This window comes from Corynebacterium sp. CNJ-954, assembly GCF_001942345.1.
Taxonomy (GTDB): Bacteria; Actinomycetota; Actinomycetes; order Mycobacteriales; family Mycobacteriaceae; genus Corynebacterium.
The window spans coordinates 76,615-97,603 of record NZ_MKKI01000045.1; the positions used below are offsets into that span (position 1 = coordinate 76,615).

Sequence of the window (20,989 nt, forward strand, 5' to 3'; positions counted from 1 at the left end):
GGGTGGCCTGGAAAACCATCGGGAGTTTTGGGCTCTGTTTCGACCTGATGCGGTTGTACAGGTGACTGGCGCGTGGATGATCGCAGGTGACTGGAGGTCGTCGGTGAGTTCTGTGTCGGTGGGGTGGGCTCTGGGGGCCGGCTGTCGGGGTGGCCCGGTCAGCTGAATAGACGGTGAAAACCCTCGGGAGATGGGGAGGAAACCATCGGGAACCAGAGGTTGAATCTGGCCGCTGAGCTGGTTTCGAGGACCGTTCACAGTGAGCGGTTCACGAACTGAACCGGCCGGAGGTCACAAACTCGAAAGGGTTTGTGATCTCCGGTTTTTCGTTGTCTAGAGTTCGGACCCCTCGAGATTAGTAGTTGGGGGAGTTGTACGGTGAAGTCCCGGTAGTGCTGTGCGCGGCCGGATTCCCCGAGGGTTTACGGCGAGGTCGGTCAGGAACTCAGAAGGGTCCGTCGGCGTAGCCGAGGTCATCGCTCCCACCTTCGCTCGTCCATCACAGCGGCGAGCAGCCGCCGCCCAGCGCTGCGGGTCCGGGCGTCGGTGTCGTCGGCGAGGTCGGCGCCGGCGATCATCCGGGGCACCACGACTCGCCCATCGATCGTGCGGGTAGCAGCACGATGGAGGTCGCCGTCATCTATACGCACCGTCAGGTTGCCTCGGCTACTGGGTAGCAGGACGTACCCTCTGACGAGTTGCCCGAGGTCCTCACTGCTGATGTAGATGTCGGCGTCGCCGCCGGTGCCGAGTCCGAGGTGGTAGCTTTCCACCGCGCTGATCCCGGTACGCACGGCCCGGCAGTCGGTGAGCAAGGCAGTCAGATCTTTTGGCCCTACCTTGTAGTGGTGGATGCTGCTGGCGCGTCTGCTCATCCACCGACGGACAGCATCGATCTCAGGGGAGCCGGAGAGTCGGCGGCGCAGCCGGGAGCGCTCGGTGGCGCTGAGCCAGGCTGCGGTTCCACCGTCGGCGAGGTCCGCTGCGGCCCAGGCGATCCGCGGAGACATTGCACGGCTGGTGGCTCCGGCGGTGGTGAGGCTGTGTTGGTGCTCGATGCTGGCGGCGTCGATGAGCCACAGGGTGCCGACACGACGGGCGGTGAGCCCGCCGGAGTTGATTAGGGCCCGGACCCGGGCCTGGGACACGCCCAGACGTGCCGCGGCCTCACGGGTGGTCAACTCCATGCGCACAAGTGTAGCGCTAGCGTAATAGGAGTGTTCATGACGTGACATGGCGGCACTATCTCCTACCGTGGCCATGCACCCCAGGGTTGCCGGTGAGTTCCGGGTAGATCGCCTCCCACATGTCGCGTACGCGGTTGGGGATTCGCAGCACCGGCCAGATCTGCACCAGAGTCTCCCAGTTTCAGGTAGCCCAGGTGCTCTTGATTGAGTGCTTACTCTCAGCACTGTGGTCCACATCGTGTCCACCTGCGGCTGTAGCAGGGTGGGGGCGCCTGGTGCTTAGTGCTGCCTCCTGTCATGTGTGGCCTCCAGGCGGATCCCGATGGTGATACCGATGCTCACCAGGTCGTCGAGGGTGAACCTGTCGAGGCGCCCTACGGACAGCTCGGTCACTCGAGGTTGAGTCAACCCCAGCTGGACCGCAGCATGGCCTGCATCCCACCGCTGTTCGGCGATATGGTCGTTGATTGAGGAGAGCAGTGCTGAGCGCAGTCGGAAGTTCTCAGCCTCAGCCGGGGTGTCGGCGAGGGCGTCCCACACGCTGGTGGTCCTGGTGGCGGGGTTGTTCATGAGGTGTGTTCTCTCCTGGGTGGGTGGCTAATCGGGGATCTCGTTGCGGATGCGGGCGACGGTTTTCAGCTGTTCGGGGGTCAGTTCGTCGAGGGTGCGTTTGTCCATCGCGATGGCCCACCAGACTGTGGCGTCTATGGGACAGTGTTCGCAGGTGCGTGGTGAGATGATTCCGAACTCGCCCATGTCCGGTGGGTAGTCCCATCCGGCCCAGTAGGCGGCCTGTGCGGTCAGCATTACGGTCTTGCCGCAGACCTCACAGATGTGCGTGAAGGCATCGGTGGGTGTGTAGTCGCGGTGGTCGGGGTGTGTGTTGTCGCCGGGCTGGTCAGTCATGGCGGGGGTCTTGTGGTGGGAGTTGGGTGTCTGGTTCGTCGTGGTCGTAGAGCTGGATGTGGCGGTGGGCGTGTTGTTGTCGCCGGCGGCGGGCGTGTTCGTAGTTCAGTCTGGTCTCGGCGGCCAGGGCGGCGTAGGCGGCGGTGATGGCGGCGTCAGCGGCCCACAGGCGGATTTCCTCGGTGCCCCATAGCGTGATGATGGGGCTGAGGTGGCGGTAGATGTCGAACTGTTCCCGTGGGTCGAGTAGGTGGGTCGCCAGGTTGTCGATGTCGTCATTGCGAATCCAGGCGGACAATTGTTCGGCGGCCTTGTCACGGGCAGAGGCGTCGGTGTCCTCGGGGGTGTCGGTGCGGGCGATGCGTCGGGCGGCGAGGGTGTGCCGTAGCCCGAATCCGCGCTGGCGTCCGGTGACTTGTTGCAGGATCATTCGGTGGGCGGTGATCGACTCGATGGTGCCCGGGTTCACCGGTTGGTCGTAGGTGTCCAGGTTCACCTCAGGGGCGGCGAGTTCGACGGTATCCCACTCGAACAGTCCCTGGTGCTCGACATGGCGGTGGCTTGTGGGAACCTGGGTCAGGTCATCATTGGGGTAGGTGTAGGTGGACCGTTCGACCGGTATGCTCCAGCTCCAGTCGGTGGTGTCGAGGATCGCCACGGAGCCGTCACGGGTTTCCTTATTCAACCCCACGTCCAGTACACCGCCGACAGGGGCGGCGAAGCGGGTGTGATGATGACCGTGGACATGTACTCGTGGGGATGCGGCGTCACGGACTTCGGTGAGGTGGGCGCGGTTGGTCTCGCCGGCGGGTTCACCGGCCTTGTCTTGGGCGTGCTCACTGCCGCGGGCCAGTGCGGTGAAGGCTTCGGTGGTCGTCTCATGGGTGACCAGGATGTCCACCGGCGGTTGGCCGGGGTCGGTGGCTGCGGCGATGGCCCGGTCGGCCTGGGGTTCGGTGATGTTTTCGCCTGGCCACCAGTTGAGTCGTTCGGTGCGCCAGTCTTTGTCGATGGAGGAGGCGCCGCCGAGGAACAGGATCTCCACTCCGGCCAGCCGGGCCCGGGTGCCGCGGGGCATGTAGGTGACGTTGTCACTGATGGGTACCGGGTGGGGTGTGTCGGGGTTCAGGAGGTCGTGGTTCTCGTGGTTGCCGTCGATGAAGCGGACGTCCACCTCGGCGAGGTCGATGCCGGGTGGGCAGACGGATTCGAGTGTCGCCTGGGCCATCTGCGCCATGTCGGGGTGGTCGTCGGGTTGGGGTGGGATTTCGTCGCCTTAGAGCCAGTAGTCGCCGCACTGGATGATCGTGGTTGCGCCGGTGCTCAGGGCGAGGATGAGGGTGTGTTCGAGGGCGGTGAAGCTGCGGTGGATGTCGCCGATGAAGGCGATCAAGTGCGGGTTCGGGGTGACTGGAGCGTGATTGTCGCGGGTGCCGAAAGCGTCAGGGGTCAGCATGGCGGGTGTGTCCTCGGAGGTGTCGTGGCGGTTGGGGGTTGTGTGTCGTGTTCTGCGCAGGCTGTGGTCTCGGGTTCACGGCCGGGGATCGGGAGCTTCTCGTCGTCGCCGGTGTCCTGCCGACCGACCGGGCTGGTCCAGGTGAGGTCGCGGGTGTCGCAGATGGCGACGGAGCCGGTGGTTTTCTCCAGTGACAGGGAGATGTCGGTGACCGGGTGACCGTCGAGGTCATAAGTGCAGCTGTGTCTGGTGTGGTGGTGGCCGTGGACGTGGAACCGCGGCCGGGCGCGCGCGACTATCGAGTCGAGGTGGGCGCGGTTGGTCTCGCCGGCGGGGTCGTGTTGTTTACCGCGGGCGTGGGGGCTGACGGTGCACAGGTCAGTGAAGGCGGTGGTGGAGGTGTCGTGGGTGACCAGAATATCGACGCGGGATGAGTCGGATGTGTCGGCTGGATCAGCCGCGGTGACTCGTTCGGCTTGGCCGGTGGTGATGTTCTCCGCCGGCCACCAGTCTTTGCCTTCGATGCGGTGTTCGCGGTCGGTGGAGGACGCCCCGCCGAAGAACAGGATGGCAGCGCCAGCGAGGTGAGCCCGGGTCCCGCGTGGCATGTAGGTGACGTTGTCGGACATCTGCACCAGAGCAGCAGCGCCGGGGTTGAGCACGTCGAAGTTCTCGTGGTTGCCGTCGATGAACCGATAATCGATGTCCTCCACGGCGATACCGTCGGGGCAGATCCGTCGCAGCGTTCGCTGCAGTTTGGGCAGCTCCTTGGGTCCGTCGTAGATCCAGAAGTCACCGACCTGGACGATAGTCGTGGCCCCGCGATTCAATGCCTGGGCTGTGGTGTGCTCAAAAGCGGCGAGTTTGCCGTGCAAGTCGCCGACGAAAGCGATGAGGTTCGGATTGGGTGCGGCGGTGACCATGGGGGCTCCCCGGGAATGCGGGCTGTGGTTGGTGGGACGGCGACGGTAACACCGGTGTGATCGGGTTGGCCAGATACATGAGTGAACTTCTGCGCACCTCGGGTGGATACTTCCCAATTTCATCGTTGCCAGCCTGAAAGGTTCCCTGATGCGCATTGTTGCTACTGCTGCGCTCGGCCAAATCGGAAGAAGCGGGCGAAGCACGCAGAAACGTTGGCACAGTTGTCGGCACATGCTCTGTCACATGCCCCATCGCATGCACTGTCACGTGCTCTGTCACATTGTCTGGCACGTACCCTGTCACGTGATCTGGCACACGGGGGTTGACGCCGGGCGCGACTGGCTCCGGCACGTGCGTATGCGCGCGTCAGGGAGGCTAAATCCGGTACGTAGGAGTGTGGTCTCCATGCTTTCTCGCAGTGACTCGGGAAGGGCCTGCTGGCACAGGGGCCTGTCACGAGCCGAACCCGTCATTTACGGAGACGTTCATTTGCCCGGCATGGCCGACTTGTGGATCCTCCGGCCCAACATTTTCGTCGTAGTCTGAGCTGTTCCCGGTGCGTGTGCCGGGCTATTGTGACCGCACATACAGATAGCTTGTTCTAGGGCATGTCTCCTATAAGATTCGTCCGGAACGTAACAGCCTGGAGGTATGGGCGAACAGCCGCTACTGCAGTTCACCGACGCCCAAGGGCCCGCATCGAAGGGTTCTTCCGGTGGTAGGCCGCCGGGATTCGATACTGAGGCGTACAAGAGCCGCAATGTTGTCGAGCGGGCGTTCAACAAGGTGAAGCAGTGGCGGGGTTGGCGACCCTGTACGACAAGTTGGCGTTGGTGTATCGGGCAGCGTTGTCGTCGATTGTCGCCTGGCCCGCGCCTTTAGGAGTCACGCCTTAGACCGTGTCGGTGGATGCCGCGATCAACCGGGCTCATCTGCACATGACGTGCACGACTCGACTTGAGCAGCACACAGGGGGGCGCGAGCAAATTACACGAACCAGGAATACTGCCCTATTGAACCGGCAGATCACGGTTCCGGGCGATCGCGGGGAGGGTAGTCTATCAAGATTCAAGTCGGCGTCGATGGCGCCGACAGACTGCTGTCGGTGGTGGTCACCAGTGGGCAACGTAATGACGGTGCGGTCCTGCGCGAGGTCATCGACGATGTCCGGGTGCCACGGGTCGGCGATGGCAGGCCACGCGCCAACCCGAATGCGGTACTCACCGACCGGGCCTACCCAACCAAGGCCACCCGGGAGTATTTGCGGGCTCGGGGGACCAGGACAGTCATCCCTGAGAAAATCAACCAGGTTACTGCCCGGAAGAAGAAGGATTCGGTCGGCGGCCGGCCACCGGGTTTTGACGCTGAGGTCTACAAGGGCCGCGATATTGTCGAGCGGGCGGTCAGCAAGATCAAGCAGTGGAGGTGGTGTCGTCCGTGGTCGTTACCCGGCCGGCACCTTTAAAAAACACGGCCTAGAGAGAATCACGTTGCTGAACAGTCAATAGCGATATCCTTAAATCCAAGAGGCCGCCGGAGTCACAAAATCCCGGAGACGCGAAATAGATCAGCCGAGGCTCCAGCTCGCGCTTGACGACCTTGCCGATCGGGTTGCGCGGCAACGGCTGGTCCATCAGGACCACGTCGCGCGGGACAGCCGGGGCCATGAAGTTCTCCCGCACATGGTCGCGAACGTCGTCCTCACTCACCTCAGCGGAGCCGTCGGTGACGACATAGGCCTTGACGCGCTGGAACTTCTCGTCGTCCTCCACTCCGACACAGTAGGACTCGGCAACGCCGTCGAGCCGGTCGATGATGTCGGACACGGAGGTCGGCCAGATGTTCTCGCCGCCGACGATGATCATGTCGTTGTTGCGCCCCAGCACGCGCAGTCGACCGGTCTCCGGGTCGATGACACCCTTATCGCCGAGACTCAGCAGTCCCCGCGCAACGTCCTCGTGATCTCGACTGCCAAGATAGCCCTTCATGGACATGGCGTTGCGGGCGTGCACCACACCCACCTGACCTGGCTCGACCTCTCTCCCGCTGTCGGGGTCGAGCAGCGCCAGTCGGCCGTTCCACACCGGGTGTCCGGCAGTCAGCGGATCCTCCCTGAGGTCCGACGGACTGGAATAGGACACGAGCAACCCCTCGGTGGATCCGTAACCGGAACCGAGGATGTACCCGTAGCGCTCCTGCAGGCCACGAACCAGGTCCTCGCTCATGGCGTTTCCTGCGTTGAGGATGAATGTGAGTGAGGAGGTGTCGTACCTGCCGGGGGCAGACTCATGGACCGCGAGCTGGTCCTTGAGGAAGACAGCGGAACTGATCAGACCGTCGCACCGGTATCGGTCGAGCTGGTGGAGGACGTTCTCCGCATCGAAGTTTCGCTGCGTGACAATCGTGCAACCGGCGAACAGCGCAATGCACGACGCACCCCACCCAAGGACGTGAAACATGCTCGCAGTCATCTGCAGCGTACATCCCGCCTGCAACCCACAGGTCTCGACGGGGGGACCGAGGACTCCTAGCGGTACATGAGGCTCCCCATGCCCCACCGCTTTCGGGGTGCCGCTCGTCCCTGAGGACATCAGGACAACTCCGCCCTGACTGGGGCGGCGGCCGAAAGTCACGTCCGTCGTCCCCGGAGTGGCCCACAACTCACGGAAGGAGGGGAAGGCGATGTTCTTCCGCGCATCGTCTCCGACCCACGAATGGCAGATACTGACCCCTGCACTCTCGTCGGGGATCCTGTCGTCGAACTCAGAGTCCATGAAAAGGAAGCTGATGTCGTGTTCGTCGACAATGTTACTGATCTGCGTCCTGCTGGCCCCCACGTTCAGGAGGAAGACGGTGAATCCCACGTACCCTTTGGCCGCCAGAGGAATGAGGAACCCCCTGCCGTTGCGCGCCATTATTCCTACCCGACTGTCGGCGTCCACCCCATTGGCGACGAGCGCCTGTGCGGTGAGGACCGCCTGGTCACGTAGCTCCGCATAGGTGAGCTCGCCGTCATCGTCGACGAGAGCAACCCGGTCGGGGAATCGCGCCGCTGCGACGTCGAGCAGCCCCGACAGGGACGCTCCATAGCGGACGAGGCTCTTGGCCGTCGCAATACCGTCCTTGACCTGGAATCCGGTGAAAAATCCTGCGGAAACTGCAGCTCGCGCACCTCGGAGAAGCCCCTTCGTGTCGTACACGAACTGCTGCGCCTTATTTCTCACTTTACAAATCACCTTTCCTCGCACCTCTTCGGATGCAGGAAACCCTACTGTGTGGCGCACCCGACTGCAGGCCGGATCCGCGAATCCGGTACACGACGCGTCGGTAGCCGGGACTGATGAAGCTTAGGCGTCATGTGTTCACTGGCGTATCGCTGCCCGAATCGCCTTTGAGCGTGCGGTGATCCGCTCGGTCTTCGTGCGCTCGGTCAGTGCGGCGATCGTCACGTCGTCGAGGCGAACCGGGACGCGTGAGACAGCCGGGGCCTGTCGTGCCACAGGCGCAGGCCACTGAAGAGATCCTGGATGATGAGGGCAAGGACACCGCTGTCGGAGGTCTGACTCCCTCGGTGCGTGTTCACGACCTCACGGGGAACTACAGCTAGCGACGGGGTCCAACCTCCGATCACTCCCGGTGCGGTTGGTCGTCTCCCCATTGCTGCAACGCGGAGAACACGCCCTCCAAGCTTCTGCCTCGCTCCGTGATCCGGTAGGTGACTTGTGGTGGGACCGTTGCTTTCACTTCGCGTTCCACAAGTCCGGCAGCTACGAGTGACTTGAGCTCGCTGGAGAGCACCTTCTGCGAGATACCACCTACGCGGCGCTGGAGCTCGGCGTAGCGGCACTCCTCCTGCAGCAACTCCCACAAGATGAGCATCGACCACTTGCCGCCGATGACGTCCAACGTCCTGCGTACTGACTCTCCGCAGTACCTGTCCGGTCGGGAACTGGCCATTCCCGCATCCTACCTACAGGTGTGTTCCTGACCTGAAAGTGCCTTCTTCCGCTGGTGAGCGCACGGTGCAAGGGTGGAAGAGGAAGTTCTCATTGAATGACACATCCCACCAGGAGGAAGCATGCCCATCGTCAATCTCAGTATCGTCCCGGAGCTCATGGAAGGGGACCGGGACCCCCAGTACCGGCAGATCTCCGCGGGCATCACCGACGCCATTGTCTCAAGTACCGGTGCACCGGCAGAGTCGGTCCACGTGTTGATCAACGAGGTGTCGGACAGTCGTTATGCGGTCGGAGGCACGATGCTGCGCAACGCGCGGCCGCGTGACTGAACGCCATTGTGATATCCAGGCTAAAATCACCTGATGGCGAAGTTCACGACAGTCGAGATGTACTCCACCGATGCCGCAGCATCAGCCGCCTTCATGGCTGATGTCTTCGAGTATCCCAACACGCTCTACGGTGACTCCTACTACGACGTACACGTCGGCGACGGCTTCACCGTCGCCTTCCAGACGAACCCTGAACCGCCGCGGCCGCTGACGATCTTCCAGGTCGACGACCTGGAACAGATGCGCGAGACCGTGATCGCAGCTGGCGGGGTCATCACCGTCGAACCCTTCGGCTTCCCCGGCGGACGTCGTTTTCAGTTCCGGGAACCCGGTGGCAACGAACTGTCTGTCTGGACCTCGGCAGACGACCAGTGATGCGCTCCCCGGGCGTCCTCCCGCAGCAACCCAGCCACCGTCAGGTCGTGCCTGCGGTCACCACGTAGTACCGCCTGTCGCCTGACACCCTCGAGGGTGAACCCCACCTTTTTGGCCACCCGGGCGGAGGCGATGTTGTCCGCGAAAGCCTCCCAACCGATACGGGTGAGGCCCAACCCCGTCGGTGCCGCAGCGAAGCCGTAGTCGACGACCCTTTCCACTGCCTCCGTCATAAAGCCGTGGCCACGGACCCGGCGGTCGATCCAGTAGCCGAGGTCAGCGCTTCCGTCGCGGACCTCGGACAGTGAAAGCACGCCGAGAATGTCCGGATCCGCACGTCGGTAGATCCCCCAGGTGAGCATTGTCCCGGTGGACCAGCCGTTCGGGATCACGTCCTCAATGAACTGGCGGGCATCGTCACGACGGTACGGGTCAGGCACGTCGGTGAATGCGGCGATCTCAGGGTCCCCGCAGATCCCGGTCACCCGGTCGATGTCTGCACTCGTGGGGCACCGCAATGACAGACGATTGGTGGACAGGTCACAGGGCTCCATGTCGAGAGTGTATCGGTCAGGCAACACCGGCCACGGCCCCTCATCCACCAGGTAGCATGAGCACACCGGACAGTCGCCGGCAACCAAACGCAGCGGAGGGCCAGACAGTGGGAGATCGTCGCAAGAAAACGGCGTTGGACGAGGTGCGGGCCGGCCTGCAACGCATGGACCACGATGTCTTCGCCGCGATCGCCGGCGCGGACAATCCCCAGCTGGACGCAGTGATCCCCCGGCTCACCACCGCCGCGAACTACTCCAGGTTGTGGGTCGGTCTCGCCGGCGCCATGGCGCTCACACGGAAACCGAAGGTGCAGCGTGCGGCGACCCGCGGCCTGGTCACCCTCGCATGCACCAGCTTCGTGGCCAACCAGCTGGCGAAACGGTCGTGGAGTCGCGACCGTCCCGGCCACGCCTCCGTCCCGCTCGCCCGCAGGATCCGGCGGTACCCGCGGTCGAGCTCGTTCCCGTCGGGCCACTCCGCCAGTGCCGCCGCCTTCGCCGTCGGAGCGGGGCTCGAGGACGCCCCGGCCGGGGCGGCTCTCGGCGCGCTGGCCGGGCTCGTCGGATTCTCACGGGTGTACACCGGTGCGCACTATCCCAGCGACGTCCTGGCCGGGTGGGGGTTGGGCACGCTCATCGCCGTCATCGGCGGCAAGCTCGTCCCTCCGCCCACCACCCGGAGTCGCGTCTCCACCGAACCCTTCTACCTGGATGAACCGGGCCGTCCGGACGGCGAGGGTCTCGTCCTCGTCGTCAACCCGGCGTCGGGCGGCGGTACAGGGGAGCGCATCCTCAAGCATGTCGAGAAGGCCCTCCCGTCCGCCGAGATCGTCGCGCTGACCCCGGAGGACGACGTGGTCGAGGTCCTGGAACGTGCCGCGGCCAGGGCGGAGGTCCTGGGTGTCGCCGGTGGTGACGGCACCGTGGCCACGGCGGCGGGTGTCGCACGTGCGGCGGGGAAGCCGCTCGCTGTCTTCCCCGCCGGGACGTTCAACCACTTTGCGAAGCAGATCGGCTGCGCCACGGCGGAGCAGACCGTCCGTGCCGTGCGGGCGGGGACGCTGGAGATGGTCGACGTGACCACCCTGAACAACGACACCACGCTGCTGAACACCGCGAGCATCGGCGCATACCCCCAGTTCGTCGCGATCCGGGAACGGTACGAGGGCAAGATCGGCAAGACATTGGCCTCCGTCGTCGCCGCCTGGGGTCTGTTGAAGGAGGAGAATGCCGTCGAGATCCGGTACGACAACACCACGTTGACGACGTCGCTGTTCTTCCTCGGTAACTCCCTGTACCGCCCCTCGGGTTTCGCGCCGGTCGACCGTGCCGGTGTCGGCGACGGTCTGCTCGACGTGCGCATGCTGGAGATCGGCAAGCCCTTCGCCCGGCTGCGCATCACGATGGCGCTGCTGACGGGACGGCTGAACCGCAGCCCGTTCTACCACGAGCTCCACCGTCCGGTCTTCCGGTTCACCGTGCTCCGTGGCCCGTCAGAGGTGGCGCATGACGGCGAGGTCGGCGACAAGCTGTCGGAGGTCGAGTTCGTCTCGCACTACCGGGTGCTGCCCGTGTACCGCCCCCGGTAGGGAAATCCGGAGGGACACGAGAGATACAGGCACAGCATCAGCCATGCGTAGCCCAGCGCCCAGCCGGCCAGCACGTCCGACGGATGGTGCACATTGAGCGCCACCCGTGCCACACCGATCGTCACGCACAGCAGGACACCGATAACCACGATGACGGTACGCCAGGACCTGCGTACCAGGTGCGAGTACACGATCAGCAACGCGCCGACGGCGACCAGGACGCCGAGCGCGTGGCCGGACGGGAACGACGTCCCGGACGCCGCGACGAGCTGGGTGACGGGCCGGTCGCGGTCGGCCAGCTGCTTGACCACCGTCGAGACGATCCCGCTGCCCCAGACGCTGACGGCGAGGAACACCGCGACACGCACCCGGTGACGCCGCAGCTCCAGCACGACCGGCACCACGACCAGCACCCGCCACACCCCGGGGCCGAAGACATGGCTCAGCCCGTTCCACAACGGCACCCACCACCCGTGGGTACCGGCCATGTCGTAGGCGGTGTCCAGGGCCCGGGAGTCAGGCCGGTCGATCCAGCTCCAGTGGTGCACCCATCCAGTCCACAGGACGGCGACGAACACCAGCGCCGCGACGACGGACACGGTGACCGGAACCACCGCCGGGCGTCGGTCCGTCATTCACCGAACACCATCTCACGCCGCTGGTCACCGTAGGAGAACTCCAGCAGCTCCCTGAGGTAGTTCTGCGAGTACACCCACGGCGAGGAGTGCCCCTGCATGGGGAACCGGTCGGCGCTGCGTCGCAGGTAGGCGGCGGCGAAGTCGAACAACGGCCGGTCCGCAGGTTCCGACGGCGGGGCCGGGCGGTAGATCTCCGCGCCGCTCTTCCACAACTTGACCATGTAGCGGGACACGAGATCCGAGCGCAACGTCCAGGAGCCGTTGATGTAGCCGACGGTGAAACTGAAGTTCGGCAGACCGGCGATCATCATGCCACGGTAGAAGACCTGCTCGTCGACCTGCAGGGGACGTCCGTCGATGCTCAGCGTGCCACCGCCGAATGCCTGCAGGTCCAGCCCGGTGGCGGTGACGATGATGTCGGCGGGGATCTCCTCCCCGGAGCTGACCCGGATACCGTCGGCGGTGAACCTGTCGATGGTGTCGGTGACCATGCGGGCATTTCCACCCAGTGCGGTGAAGATGTCGCCGTCCGGCGCCTTGCACACCCGCTTCTCCGAGGGCTTGTGCCGGGGCGTGAAATGTTGCTCGATCAGTTCCGCGTCCAGGTACGGCCGCTGCATACGCCGCAGCGCGCGGGTGAACAGCCAGGGGGCGCGGCGGCCGATGACATGCTGCCCCATGTCACGCACCGCGTGATTGAGACGCGCGACGGGATAGGCCGACGTCTCCGGCAGGACCTTCTTCCAGAACGCACTGATGGTGTCCGTCGCCGCCATCGGGGCCACGTAGGTGGGGCTGCGCTGGAGCATCGTCACCTGCGCCCCGAGCCGCTCGAGGGCCGGGACCAGTGTCACGGCCGTCGCGCCGGATCCGACGACGGTGATCCTGCGCCCCGCGCAGTCAAGACCGTCGGGCCACTCCTGCGGGTGGATGATCGTCCCGGTGAAGTCCTCCTCGCCGGGGAAGTCGGGACGGTAGCCCCGGCCGTGCACGAAGTACCCCGACGCGTAGTGGACGCGGCGGGCGTAGATCGTCCGCTCGCCGTCCGCCGTCACCGCAGTGACCGCGTACATCCGCAGGTCCGTCCGCCAGTTCGCATCGCGGATCCAGGACCCCGTCCGGAGCCGTTCGAGAGCGCCGCACTCCTGCGCGACGCCACGGATGTACTCCTTGATGTCCGCGCCTGCCCCAGGGTGCCGTCGTGGGGCCAGGGCGCGAATGGGAACCCGTAGGTCGCCATGTCGGAGTCCGACCGGATCCCCGGGTAGGTGAAGGTGTGCCAGGTCCCGCCGAGGTCACTGTTGGCGTCGTGGATCTCCCACGTCCACTCCGGGAAGTCGTGCGCGACATGGTGTGCGAGGTCCACGCCGGAGAGTCCAGCGCCGACGATCAGCAGGTCGAGGGGGTTGTCCGGGGAGCCGGCGAGTATGGCCATGCACACAGCGTACAAGCGTGGGACGCGCTACGGAGGGGTCACGGTGAACCCAGTGAACCCAGGGAACCGAGTGAACCCAGTGATCCTTCCGGCACGACCAGCGCGCCGGGCTCCCAGACCGGGTACACCAGGCGCGGCGGCACCGTCTGCCAGGACTGCGACAGTTCCGCAGTCGTGCGGATGTCGGTCATCGTCTGCCACTGGCCGTCGGGACGCTGCTGCCAGCACTCGGTGGTCTGCCAGTGGAAACCGTCGCAGACGACCTTCCCCCGGTACGGCGAGTACACCGTGGCGACGGCGGTGACGTCCTCCCGCCAGATCGGGCTGGGCTGTTCGTGCTCGGGAAGCTGGGGGAGGGTCTCCGCACCGGCGGTGGGTGCGAGCCCGGCGCCCAGACCGCCCAGGGCAAGTGTGGTGACGGCGAGGGTGACTATCTTCCTCCGGATGGTCGTGACTGTTCCGGACATGACGGGAACACTTCCTTCAGCCGCAGAGCGGCGGTAGTGAATGGTTCATGTAGTTGAGACATCGAACAGACACCCTCCGGGGTTAGCAGAAGGCCGTATACCGCGGCGGTGGTAGCCGAGGTGTCTGCGCCAGGGGGACGCGGTGGGCGCCCACGGCGACGAAGCTGATGGACATCACGGAGATCCAGTACTCCAGGACCCAGTACACCGACGAAGGAGCGTCCCATGGCCACCCCGGCTGCCGAATCAGCGTCCACCACCGACCCCCGTCCCCGCAGGAGAAGACTGCGCCGCCACACCGCGTGGATCGCCACCGCGCTGATGACGACCGGTCTCATGCTCACCGGCTGTTCCACCGACACCGACGCCGCAGCGACGACCTCGAGTTCGGTATCGAGTTCGGTGTCGAGTTCGGTTTCGGGCACGACGTCGGACGCAACCACGGCCGACACCACGTCGGCGACGATCTCCGACACCGCGACCGCAGCGCAGGCGTTCCTCGACACCCTGTCCGACGAGCAGCGTGAGACCGTCCTCTACGACTACGACGACGAGACCAAGACGACGTCCTGGTCGAACTTCCCCGTCACCTTCGTCGAACGCGCCGGGCTGAACCTCAGCGACCTCACCGACGAGCAGAGGACCGCGGCACTCGCCGTCCTGGAGAACCTGCTCAGTGACGAGGCGTACGAGACGGTCTCCGGCATTATGGGCGGCGACGAGTACCTGCTGGAGAACAGCGACAGTACCGAGGACTCCCTCGGCCAGTACTACATCGCCTTCTTCGGCGACCCGTCGGACAGCAGTGCCTTCGAGGTGCAGTTCGGCGGCCACCACCTCGGCATCAACGCCACCCTGGACGGCGCGGTCGGCACCGTCACCTTCGCACCCACCCACCTGGGCGTGCAGCCGGCGGTCTACAAGGACGAGGACGGCAACGAGGTCCAGCCGTTCGACGGCATCTACACCGACGCCTTCGCCTTCTACGACAGTCTCACCACGGAACGGCAGGAGACGCTGACCAGCGGGGATGTGAGCATGTGCGCACCCGGCGACACCTGCGACTTCGAGTCCGGCGACGGTCTCACCGGCGCCGACCTGGACGACGACCAGAAGGAGCTGCTGCTTGACCTCATCGCCAACTGGTCCGAGATGGCGGACGACGAGAGCAACGCCACCACCCGTGCCGAGATCGAAGCCACCCTGGACGACACCGTGATCGCCTGGTCCGGTGAGAGCACCTACGACATGAGCACCGGCGACGGGATCTCATTCTCGATATCGGGACCGAATGTCTACGTCGCCTTCCAGGCACAGCAGGGGTCTGCCGGTGCGGACGTCGACGGCGTGACCACCTCCGGGTGGGGCCACGTCCACACCATCTACCGGGACCCGACCAACGACTACGCCGGAAGCGTCGAACAGCAGGCGTCCACCGGAATGAGTGGTGGCCCCGGCGGCGACGGGGACATGGGCGGAGCGCCCGCCGGTGGGCAGCCGCCGAGCGGCATGCCGGGGGACGCCGACGAGGCGGCGTAGGCGGGACGGCGTAAGCGGCGATCCCCGCCAGCGCCTGTCCGCCTATCACCTTAAGTGAGCCTGCGCCGGTGTCCTACGCCCGGCAGCACCTCACGGGCCCGACACTTATGGGCGTGTCGTCTTAGATACGTGTCGGCCGAGTGTCAGAACGACGCCCCTGCGTGCCGGAGTTTCGCCAGCGTCGGGGCGTACATCCGTTCCTTCGTCGTTGCGAGTGTCTCGCCGGCTTTGGGGGCGTGCTGGGTGGCGATGTCGACGGCGGTGTCGAGGACAGCGTCCTGCGCGACGGCGTGGTCGACGATGCCGGCCGACACGGCGTCATGTCCTCCGTACCGCAGCGCGGCGAGCATCGCCGTGTGCGCGGTCTGCGGAGTGAGGCGCGACTGCACCAGGGAGGCCATCCCGACGGTGAATGTCATGTCGATGTCCGTCTCCGGTAGACACCAGAAGCCACGGTCGGCACGCATCACGCGGACGTCGTGGGACAGGCTGAGCATCGCCCCGGCAGCGAACGCGTGGCCCTGGATGGCGGCGACACTGAACACCGGGAGCGACAGGGTGCGGGCGAAGAGCTGCTCGACGGCGGTGAGGTACTCGTCCTTCTGTTCCGGGTGTTCGCCCAGCCACTCCAGGTCCAGTCCGTTGGAGAAGAACTTGCCGGTGGCGGTGGTGACCAGTGCACGGGGGCCGGTTGCTTCGGCGACATCGTCCAATGCGCTGGTGATCTCGGAGACCCAGGTGGGGTGGAATCGGTTCTCGGTGTCTCCGATGTTGAGGATGAAGACATCGTCGTGGCGGTCCAGGGTGGTCATGTGGTGACGGCTCCTTCGGCAGTTCTACGTGTCCAGGATGTCCCGCAGCGCGGCGGCCGCGGTCGGTGACAGTGGACGTGAACGGGCGTTGGGTGCGTCGACGTTCACGTACGTCAGCTTTATCGTGTTGACGTGACGCTCGCCCGTGGTCACCGTGAGCACCACTGAGAAACTGCTGCGGCCGACGTGTGTCACCGTCACGTCGACATCCAGGACGTCGTCGAACCGTGCGGGGCTGCGGTACTCCAGTGCGGCGGTGACGACGGAGGGGTCGAAGTCGTTCTCGTCAGTGGGGGTTATCTCGAGACCGAGCGCCCTGGCCAGTTCAGTGAAGGCGACGTCCGCGATCTCCAGATACCGGGCGTTGAACAGGTAGCCCTGTCCGTCAACTTCGTGGTACCGGACGCGGTGACTGTAGGTGTGCATGCGGGTGTCGATCCTCGTTCTCGTCAGCAGGGGACAGGCCACCAATAGTATAACCGGCGAAAGTATACCGCCGTGCTCAGCGGGGATGAGCTACACTGATGTAGTTGATGTATCAACTATATCCGTCATGAACGATGTCGGCTGAAGGGTCTGCAATGTCGAACACCGAAGAACACCCTGTCCCCGTACACTGCGGCGACGGTGACACCGACGAGGACCGGCACGTCCCCGTCGAGATCATCACCGCCCGCGACGTCCCCCTCGGCGGCCCTCGGGCGATGACGGTGCACCGGACGTTGCCGCAGCGCCGCCGCAGTCTCATCGGCGCATGGTGCTTCCTCGACCACTACGGTCCCGATCCGGTCGCGGAGTCCGGGGGCATGGATGTGCCCCCGCACCCGCACACCGGTCTGCAGACCGTGTCCTGGCTGTTCGACGGCGAGATCCGTCACGACGATTCCCACGGCATCCACGAAACCGTCCGTCCGGGCGAGATCAACCTGATGACGGCCGGGGCCGGGATCTGCCACTCCGAGGTCTCCACGGAGGACACCACCGAGTTGCACGGTGTCCAGCTGTGGACCGTCCTTCCCGAGCATGCCAGGCACGGGTCGCGTCGGTTCGACCACTACGCACCCCGCCCCGTGCCCGTTGACGGCGGTTCGGCGCTGGTGTTCCTCGGCAGTCTGCTGGGGTCGACGTCGCCGGTCCCCACGTTCACGCCCCTGGTCGGCGCTGAACTCCGGCTGGATCCGGGAACGCGACTGGTTCTCCCGGTCGACCCGTCCTTCGAACACGGCTTACTCGTCGACGCCGGAGACGTCACCGTCGGCGGGGTGGCGGTGGCGCGGACAGAACTGGCCTACACCGGGACCGGTGCGGACTCCGTGTCCGTGGAGAACACCGGGAGCACCGGTGCGAGGATCATCCTGATCGGTGGTGAACCCTTCGGCGAAGACGTCGTGATGTGGTGGAACTTCATCGGCCGCGATGACGCGGAGATCCGGCGGTACCGTGAGGAATGGAACTCGCACAGCACCCGGTTCGGTGAGACCCGTGGATACATACCCCACGACCCGGACGGGCCGTTCCGGCTGCCCGCGCCGGAGATGCCCGAGACGCACATCCGTCCCCGTAGCAACCCTGCGTCCGTGGCCCGGGCCGGGGACGATCCCTACCGCCCACGAACAGAGGAGAACCGCTCATGACCGACAACCACGACAGGACGGGAGCGGCCGTCACCGTCCGGCTCACCCCGCAGGGGGACGCCTACGCCATCTGTCTCGACGGGGCTGACGAACCGGCTGGCGCCACCTACTTCATTGAGGTCGGTGACGACCGCATCTTCTTCCACACCACCGTCGGTGACGAGTATGCGGGACGGGGGCTGGCCGGCATCCTGGTCGACCACGCCCTGTCCGATACGCGTGCACGCGGGAAGACGGTCGTTCCGGTGTGCCCGTATGTTCGTGCCCGCGTCGAGAAAACGGCGTGGGACGGGCCGTGGCGCACACCGACGGCCGCGGACCTCGCCGTGGTCGGAAAGCACACGGAGGGTGGCGCCGAATGACGCGGCGACCGTACATCGACAAGATGAACCCGGAGATCTACCGCGCGCTCAACGGGGCGGTCCGGGCAGCACGGAAATCCTACGACGAGGCTGGACTGCCGCTGGCCCTGGTCGAGCTGGTCAATGTCCGGGTCTCGCAGATCAACGGTTGTCCGACGTGCCTGAGCGTCCACATCCCGGCGGCCCGTGACGCCGGGGTGGATCAACAGGTCCTGGACCTGCTGCCCAGTTGGAGGCAGGACACGTCACAACTGTTCACGGCTTCTCAGCGCGCTGCGTTGGAGCTTGCCGAGGCACTGACTGAGCCGCAGCCCGGGCGTGGTCGCACCAGCGTCGAGACCGCTGTGACGGCGGCGTACGGGGAGTTCAATGAACAGCAGATCAGTGCCTTGGAGTGGGCGATCGTGCTGATCAACGCATACAACCGGATCTCCATCGGATCAGGGCACCCGCCGACCCGCCGGTGACCGGGCCGAACTGGCTTGACACCGTTGTCCATTGGTCAGCATTCGCTGTATAGTCAGCGTATGCTGACCATTTCCTCCCGTATCGACGTGATGAACCGTCTGGGACGCGCCATGGCCGACCCCACCCGGTCACGTATCCTCCTCCACCTCCTGAAACAACCCGGCTACCCGGCACAGCTGTCCCGCGATCTGGACCTGACCCGGACGAATGTGTCGAACCACCTGGCCTGTCTCCGTGGTTGCGGACTTGTCGTCGCCGTCCCCGAAGGTCGTCGCACCCGCTACGAGATCGCCGATCCGCACCTCAACCGTGCGCTGGATTCCCTGGTCAACGTCGTTCTCGCCGTCGACGACGGCCGGCCGTGCACCGATGAACACTGCGAGGTGCCCGGATGCTGCGCGGACTGCAGCGCTGACAATGCGGCTGCTGCCGGAGGCGATGATGAGTGAGGCCTGCTGTGGAGCCGGGGCTGAGGAGGACGTCGGTCAGGAGGTCGCGCCGCCTTGGTGGCGGGACACCGATCTGCTTCCATCAGTGATCAGTGGGGTCGCCCTGGCCGCCGGTTACCTTCTGGTCTGGTCAGGCGTTCCGGTGGGCGCCGCCGTACTCCAGTGGATCGCTCTCCTTGCCGGTGCCTGCACCTTCGTTCCCGGAGCTCTGCGCCAACTGGCGCGGCGGCGTCTGGGGGTGGGCCTGTTGATGACCATTGCTGCGGCCGGTGCGGTGGTGTTGGGGCACGTCGGGGAGGCGGCCGCGCTGGCTTTCCTGTTCTCCCTGGCAGAAGCACTCGAGGACCGGGCCATGGGCCGTGCCCAGGAGAAACTGCGGGCGTTGCTGACCCTGATACCCGATACGGTGCGTGTCGCCCGTGGTACACGGGCGGTCACTGTCACTGCTGCGAAAGTGCGCAGAACCGACGTCCTGATCGTCGGCGCCGGCGAACGCGTCGCCACTGACGGCGTGGTCGTGGACGGTCGCTCGAGTATTGACACCTCCGCTGTGACCGGCGAATCCATTCCTGTCACCGTCGAAGCAGGTGACGAGGTCCCTGCTGGTGCGGTCAACGGGGCGGCGACGCTGCGGATCGCGGCGACAGCGGACGGGGTTGACAATTCCCTGACCCAGATCGTCAGTCTCGTCGAGCAGGCCCATGCCAGGAAGGGCGAACGTGCCCGGTTGGCCGACACCATCGCCCGACCCCTGGTGCCGACGGTGTTGATTGCCTCCGCACTGATCGCGCTGATCGGGAGCATGCTCGGTGATCCCACCACCTGGATTGAGCGGGCGTTGGTTGTTCTCGTCGCCGCCTCACCATGTGCCTTGGCTATCGCGGTACCGGTGACCGTGATCAGTGCGATCGGTTCGGCCTCGAAGTTCGGCGTGGTCATCAAGTCCGGTGAGGCGTTCGAGCAGTTCGGGACGATCAGGACAGTGGCCCTGGACAAGACCGGTACGCTGACCCGTAATGAGCCCCGGGTCGTTGACGTCCGGACCGCCGCTGGATGGGAGGGGGACGAGGTCATTGCCTTCGCCGCCGCCCTGGAGACGGACAGCGTGCACCCGCTCGCCGCGGCGATCACCACCGCTGTCGCAGCGCGTCCCCGTCACGTGCTCTCGGCCCGGGACGTCGTGGAAAACGCCGGTCACGGTATCAGTGGTCGTCTGGGGGAGAGGACTGTCCGGGTCGGCAACACCCGCTGGCTGTATCCCCGGGGGCTCGAGGTCGAGGCCGGGTCGATGGCCGACAACGGAATGACGGTGGTGGTCGTCGAGGCCGATGGCCGAATTGTCGGGGTGATCGGCATCCGCGACGAGCTCCGGACCGAATCCGCCGAGACGATCCGGCAGCTGCATGCACAGGGTCTTCGTACGGTGATGCTCACCGGCGACAATGAACGTACCGCGGGTGCAGTGGCGGATCTGGCGGGGATCACCGACGTGCATGCGGACCAGCTGCCGAAGGACAAGGCTGACGCTGTGACGGCTCTTGCCGCGGAACGTCCGACGGCGATGATCGGCGACGGGATCAACGACGCGCCGGCGTTGGCGAACGCGACGGTGGGTATCGCCATGGGTGCCAAGGGGTCGGCGGCGGCGATCGAGTCCGCCGACATCGCCTTCACAGGTCACGATCTCCGTCTGATCCCGGGCGCGCTGGCGCATGCCCGGCGGGGACGGCGGATCATGACGGCCAATATCGTCCTGGCATTGGCGATCATCGTCCTTCTGTTCCCGCTGGCTCTGTTCGGCGTCATCGGCCTGCCCGGGGTGGTTCTCGTCCATGAGGCCGCCGAGGTCGCGGTGATTCTCAACGGGGTGCGGGCGTCGTCGTCATTATCTGCATTTTCCCGTTGA

At 65.3% G+C, this 20,989-nt stretch carries 26 protein-coding genes; 10 read left to right on the forward strand and 16 right to left on the reverse strand.

Annotation, left to right across the window (positions count from 1 at the left end; translation table 11 throughout):
* Nucleotides 1-473 precede the first annotated feature (473 nt).
* From BJF89_RS16660 to BJF89_RS16685, 6 genes are all read right to left on the reverse strand, one after another.
* Entirely contained in the window at nt 474-1,187 is a 714-nt protein-coding gene (locus BJF89_RS16660; protein ID WP_075816191.1) for a helix-turn-helix domain-containing protein, read from the reverse strand.
* A 279-nt stretch (nt 1,188-1,466) separates the two neighbouring features.
* A complete protein-coding gene (locus BJF89_RS16665) occupies nt 1,467-1,757 on the reverse strand; it encodes a helix-turn-helix domain-containing protein (protein WP_075816192.1) in 291 nt (96 codons plus the stop codon).
* A 27-nt stretch (nt 1,758-1,784) separates the two neighbouring features.
* Nucleotides 1,785-2,093 (reverse strand): hypothetical protein, encoded by a 309-nt coding sequence (locus BJF89_RS16670; protein WP_369803760.1) that lies wholly within the window; start codon nt 2,091-2,093, stop codon nt 1,785-1,787.
* A complete protein-coding gene (locus BJF89_RS16675) occupies nt 2,086-3,330 on the reverse strand; it encodes a hypothetical protein (RefSeq protein ID WP_075816193.1) in 1,245 nt (414 codons plus the stop codon). Before BJF89_RS16675 ends, BJF89_RS16670 begins: the two co-directional genes overlap by 8 nt.
* Nucleotides 3,331-3,369: 39 nt before the next feature.
* Complete coding sequence (locus tag BJF89_RS16680; RefSeq protein ID WP_075816194.1) at nt 3,370-3,549, reverse strand: hypothetical protein; 180 nt, start codon at nt 3,547-3,549, stop codon at nt 3,370-3,372.
* On the reverse strand, nt 3,543-4,472 hold the full coding sequence (locus tag BJF89_RS16685; RefSeq protein WP_075816195.1) for a metallophosphoesterase family protein: 930 nt from the start codon (nt 4,470-4,472) through the stop codon (nt 3,543-3,545). Before BJF89_RS16685 ends, BJF89_RS16680 begins: the two co-directional genes overlap by 7 nt.
* Nucleotides 4,473-5,539: 1,067 nt before the next feature.
* On the opposite strand from BJF89_RS16685, the gene BJF89_RS16690 reads away from it, so the two are divergent.
* The gene (locus tag BJF89_RS16690) at nt 5,540-5,938 is read left to right on the forward strand and encodes a transposase (protein WP_255372727.1); all 399 of its coding nucleotides are present in this window, start codon (nt 5,540-5,542) and stop codon (nt 5,936-5,938) included.
* 10 nt (nt 5,939-5,948) lie between these two features.
* On the opposite strand, the gene BJF89_RS16695 is transcribed toward BJF89_RS16690, so the two are convergent.
* The 3 genes from BJF89_RS16695 to BJF89_RS16700 all read right to left on the reverse strand — a co-directional run bounded on the left by BJF89_RS16695 (nt 5,949) and on the right by BJF89_RS16700 (nt 8,430).
* Entirely contained in the window at nt 5,949-7,697 is a 1,749-nt protein-coding gene (locus tag BJF89_RS16695; RefSeq protein ID WP_075816197.1) for an AMP-binding protein, read from the reverse strand.
* Nucleotides 7,698-7,835: 138 nt separating this feature from the next.
* Nucleotides 7,836-7,973 (reverse strand): ribbon-helix-helix protein, CopG family, encoded by a 138-nt coding sequence (locus BJF89_RS18335; RefSeq protein WP_083651003.1) that lies wholly within the window; start codon nt 7,971-7,973, stop codon nt 7,836-7,838.
* A gap of 127 nt (nt 7,974-8,100) precedes the next feature.
* A complete protein-coding gene (locus tag BJF89_RS16700) occupies nt 8,101-8,430 on the reverse strand; it encodes a helix-turn-helix domain-containing protein (protein WP_075816198.1) in 330 nt (109 codons plus the stop codon).
* 121 nt (nt 8,431-8,551) lie between these two features.
* On the opposite strand from BJF89_RS16700, the gene BJF89_RS16705 reads away from it, so the two are divergent.
* Together BJF89_RS16705 and BJF89_RS16710 are read left to right on the forward strand one after the other, a co-directional pair.
* Nucleotides 8,552-8,761, forward strand: coding sequence for a 2-hydroxymuconate tautomerase (locus tag BJF89_RS16705; RefSeq protein WP_075816199.1), 210 nt, complete (start codon nt 8,552-8,554; stop codon nt 8,759-8,761).
* A 33-nt stretch (nt 8,762-8,794) separates the two neighbouring features.
* Entirely contained in the window at nt 8,795-9,136 is a 342-nt protein-coding gene (locus BJF89_RS16710) for a VOC family protein (protein WP_075816200.1), read from the forward strand.
* Here BJF89_RS16710 and BJF89_RS16715 read toward each other — a convergent pair.
* Nucleotides 9,076-9,690, reverse strand: a complete 615-nt coding sequence (locus BJF89_RS16715; RefSeq protein WP_075816294.1) for a GNAT family N-acetyltransferase — start codon at nt 9,688-9,690, stop codon at nt 9,076-9,078. The two genes, BJF89_RS16710 and BJF89_RS16715, sit on opposite strands and share 61 nt — an antisense overlap.
* Nucleotides 9,691-9,746: 56 nt before the next feature.
* Between BJF89_RS16715 and BJF89_RS16720 the strand changes: the two genes are divergently transcribed.
* Nucleotides 9,747-11,279 (forward strand): diacylglycerol kinase family protein, encoded by a 1,533-nt coding sequence (locus BJF89_RS16720; protein ID WP_075816201.1) that lies wholly within the window; start codon nt 9,747-9,749, stop codon nt 11,277-11,279.
* Here BJF89_RS16720 and BJF89_RS16725 read toward each other — a convergent pair.
* Genes BJF89_RS16725 through BJF89_RS16735 form a run of 4 tightly spaced genes read right to left on the reverse strand, consistent with a single transcriptional unit; the run spans nt 11,246 to nt 13,819 of the window.
* Nucleotides 11,246-11,914, reverse strand: coding sequence for a phosphatase PAP2 family protein (locus BJF89_RS16725; protein WP_075816202.1), 669 nt, complete (start codon nt 11,912-11,914; stop codon nt 11,246-11,248). The two genes, BJF89_RS16720 and BJF89_RS16725, sit on opposite strands and share 34 nt — an antisense overlap.
* Nucleotides 11,911-13,080, reverse strand: a complete 1,170-nt coding sequence (locus BJF89_RS16730) for an NAD(P)/FAD-dependent oxidoreductase (protein ID WP_255372729.1) — start codon at nt 13,078-13,080, stop codon at nt 11,911-11,913. The genes BJF89_RS16725 and BJF89_RS16730 overlap by 4 nt, the downstream gene beginning before the upstream one ends.
* The gene (locus BJF89_RS19810; protein WP_255372715.1) at nt 12,969-13,352 is read right to left on the reverse strand and encodes an NAD(P)-binding protein; all 384 of its coding nucleotides are present in this window, start codon (nt 13,350-13,352) and stop codon (nt 12,969-12,971) included. Before BJF89_RS19810 ends, BJF89_RS16730 begins: the two co-directional genes overlap by 112 nt.
* 38 nt (nt 13,353-13,390) lie before the next feature.
* Nucleotides 13,391-13,819: a hypothetical protein gene (locus BJF89_RS16735; RefSeq protein ID WP_075816203.1), complete on the reverse strand. Its 429-nt coding sequence runs from the start codon at nt 13,817-13,819 to the stop codon at nt 13,391-13,393.
* Between the two features lie 225 nt (nt 13,820-14,044).
* Here BJF89_RS16735 and BJF89_RS16740 point away from each other — a divergent pair, with 225 nt between their 5' ends.
* Nucleotides 14,045-15,358, forward strand: coding sequence for a DUF3500 domain-containing protein (locus BJF89_RS16740; protein ID WP_083651007.1), 1,314 nt, complete (start codon nt 14,045-14,047; stop codon nt 15,356-15,358).
* Between the two features lie 143 nt (nt 15,359-15,501).
* Here the strand turns inward: BJF89_RS16740 and BJF89_RS16745 are convergent, their stop codons facing one another.
* Nucleotides 15,502-16,170: an enoyl-CoA hydratase-related protein gene (locus BJF89_RS16745; RefSeq protein WP_075816204.1), complete on the reverse strand. Its 669-nt coding sequence runs from the start codon at nt 16,168-16,170 to the stop codon at nt 15,502-15,504.
* A 24-nt stretch (nt 16,171-16,194) separates the two neighbouring features.
* Nucleotides 16,195-16,596: a thioesterase family protein gene (locus tag BJF89_RS16750; RefSeq protein ID WP_075816205.1), complete on the reverse strand. Its 402-nt coding sequence runs from the start codon at nt 16,594-16,596 to the stop codon at nt 16,195-16,197.
* Between the two features lie 155 nt (nt 16,597-16,751).
* Here BJF89_RS16750 and BJF89_RS16755 point away from each other — a divergent pair, with 155 nt between their 5' ends.
* The 5 genes from BJF89_RS16755 to BJF89_RS16775 are packed head-to-tail and all read left to right on the forward strand — an operon-like array spanning nt 16,752 to nt 20,989.
* Nucleotides 16,752-17,804 (forward strand): pirin family protein, encoded by a 1,053-nt coding sequence (locus tag BJF89_RS16755; RefSeq protein ID WP_075816206.1) that lies wholly within the window; start codon nt 16,752-16,754, stop codon nt 17,802-17,804.
* Nucleotides 17,801-18,166, forward strand: a complete 366-nt coding sequence (locus BJF89_RS16760; RefSeq protein WP_075816207.1) for a GNAT family N-acetyltransferase — start codon at nt 17,801-17,803, stop codon at nt 18,164-18,166. The genes BJF89_RS16755 and BJF89_RS16760 overlap by 4 nt, the downstream gene beginning before the upstream one ends.
* Nucleotides 18,163-18,633, forward strand: coding sequence for a carboxymuconolactone decarboxylase family protein (locus tag BJF89_RS16765; RefSeq protein WP_075816208.1), 471 nt, complete (start codon nt 18,163-18,165; stop codon nt 18,631-18,633). Before BJF89_RS16760 ends, BJF89_RS16765 begins: the two co-directional genes overlap by 4 nt.
* Nucleotides 18,634-18,693: 60 nt before the next feature.
* On the forward strand, nt 18,694-19,083 hold the full coding sequence (locus tag BJF89_RS16770) for a helix-turn-helix transcriptional regulator (RefSeq protein ID WP_075816209.1): 390 nt from the start codon (nt 18,694-18,696) through the stop codon (nt 19,081-19,083).
* Nucleotides 19,076-20,989, forward strand: coding sequence for a cation-translocating P-type ATPase (locus tag BJF89_RS16775; RefSeq protein WP_075816296.1), 1,914 nt, complete (start codon nt 19,076-19,078; stop codon nt 20,987-20,989). The genes BJF89_RS16770 and BJF89_RS16775 overlap by 8 nt, the downstream gene beginning before the upstream one ends.

Excerpts from the sequence above, each read along its gene's own strand:
- BJF89_RS16735 (WP_075816203.1), bottom strand. The coding sequence starts at position 13,819 with ATGTCCGGAACAGTCACGACCATCCGGAGGAAGATAGTCACCCTCGCC.
- BJF89_RS16775 (WP_075816296.1), top strand. The coding sequence starts at position 19,076 with ATGAGTGAGGCCTGCTGTGGAGCCGGGGCTGAGGAGGACGTCGGTCAG.
- BJF89_RS16710 (WP_075816200.1), top strand. The coding sequence starts at position 8,795 with ATGGCGAAGTTCACGACAGTCGAGATGTACTCCACCGATGCCGCAGCA.
- BJF89_RS19810 (WP_255372715.1), bottom strand. The coding sequence starts at position 13,352 with ATGGCCATACTCGCCGGCTCCCCGGACAACCCCCTCGACCTGCTGATC.
- BJF89_RS16670 (WP_369803760.1), bottom strand. The coding sequence starts at position 2,093 with ATGACTGACCAGCCCGGCGACAACACACACCCCGACCACCGCGACTAC.
- BJF89_RS16745 (WP_075816204.1), bottom strand. The coding sequence starts at position 16,170 with ATGACCACCCTGGACCGCCACGACGATGTCTTCATCCTCAACATCGGA.
- BJF89_RS16725 (WP_075816202.1), bottom strand. The coding sequence starts at position 11,914 with ATGACGGACCGACGCCCGGCGGTGGTTCCGGTCACCGTGTCCGTCGTC.
- BJF89_RS16675 (WP_075816193.1), bottom strand. The coding sequence starts at position 3,330 with ATGGCGCAGATGGCCCAGGCGACACTCGAATCCGTCTGCCCACCCGGC.
- BJF89_RS16750 (WP_075816205.1), bottom strand. The coding sequence starts at position 16,596 with ATGCACACCTACAGTCACCGCGTCCGGTACCACGAAGTTGACGGACAG.
- BJF89_RS16680 (WP_075816194.1), bottom strand. The coding sequence starts at position 3,549 with ATGCTGACCCCTGACGCTTTCGGCACCCGCGACAATCACGCTCCAGTC.
- BJF89_RS16740 (WP_083651007.1), top strand. The coding sequence starts at position 14,045 with ATGGCCACCCCGGCTGCCGAATCAGCGTCCACCACCGACCCCCGTCCC.
- BJF89_RS16770 (WP_075816209.1), top strand. The coding sequence starts at position 18,694 with ATGCTGACCATTTCCTCCCGTATCGACGTGATGAACCGTCTGGGACGC.
- BJF89_RS16685 (WP_075816195.1), bottom strand. The coding sequence starts at position 4,472 with ATGGTCACCGCCGCACCCAATCCGAACCTCATCGCTTTCGTCGGCGAC.
- BJF89_RS16705 (WP_075816199.1), top strand. The coding sequence starts at position 8,552 with ATGCCCATCGTCAATCTCAGTATCGTCCCGGAGCTCATGGAAGGGGAC.
- BJF89_RS16660 (WP_075816191.1), bottom strand. The coding sequence starts at position 1,187 with ATGGAGTTGACCACCCGTGAGGCCGCGGCACGTCTGGGCGTGTCCCAG.
- BJF89_RS16755 (WP_075816206.1), top strand. The coding sequence starts at position 16,752 with ATGTCGAACACCGAAGAACACCCTGTCCCCGTACACTGCGGCGACGGT.
- BJF89_RS16700 (WP_075816198.1), bottom strand. The coding sequence starts at position 8,430 with ATGGCCAGTTCCCGACCGGACAGGTACTGCGGAGAGTCAGTACGCAGG.
- BJF89_RS16665 (WP_075816192.1), bottom strand. The coding sequence starts at position 1,757 with ATGAACAACCCCGCCACCAGGACCACCAGCGTGTGGGACGCCCTCGCC.
- BJF89_RS16720 (WP_075816201.1), top strand. The coding sequence starts at position 9,747 with ATGAGCACACCGGACAGTCGCCGGCAACCAAACGCAGCGGAGGGCCAG.
- BJF89_RS16765 (WP_075816208.1), top strand. The coding sequence starts at position 18,163 with ATGACGCGGCGACCGTACATCGACAAGATGAACCCGGAGATCTACCGC.
- BJF89_RS16715 (WP_075816294.1), bottom strand. The coding sequence starts at position 9,690 with ATGGAGCCCTGTGACCTGTCCACCAATCGTCTGTCATTGCGGTGCCCC.
- BJF89_RS16760 (WP_075816207.1), top strand. The coding sequence starts at position 17,801 with ATGACCGACAACCACGACAGGACGGGAGCGGCCGTCACCGTCCGGCTC.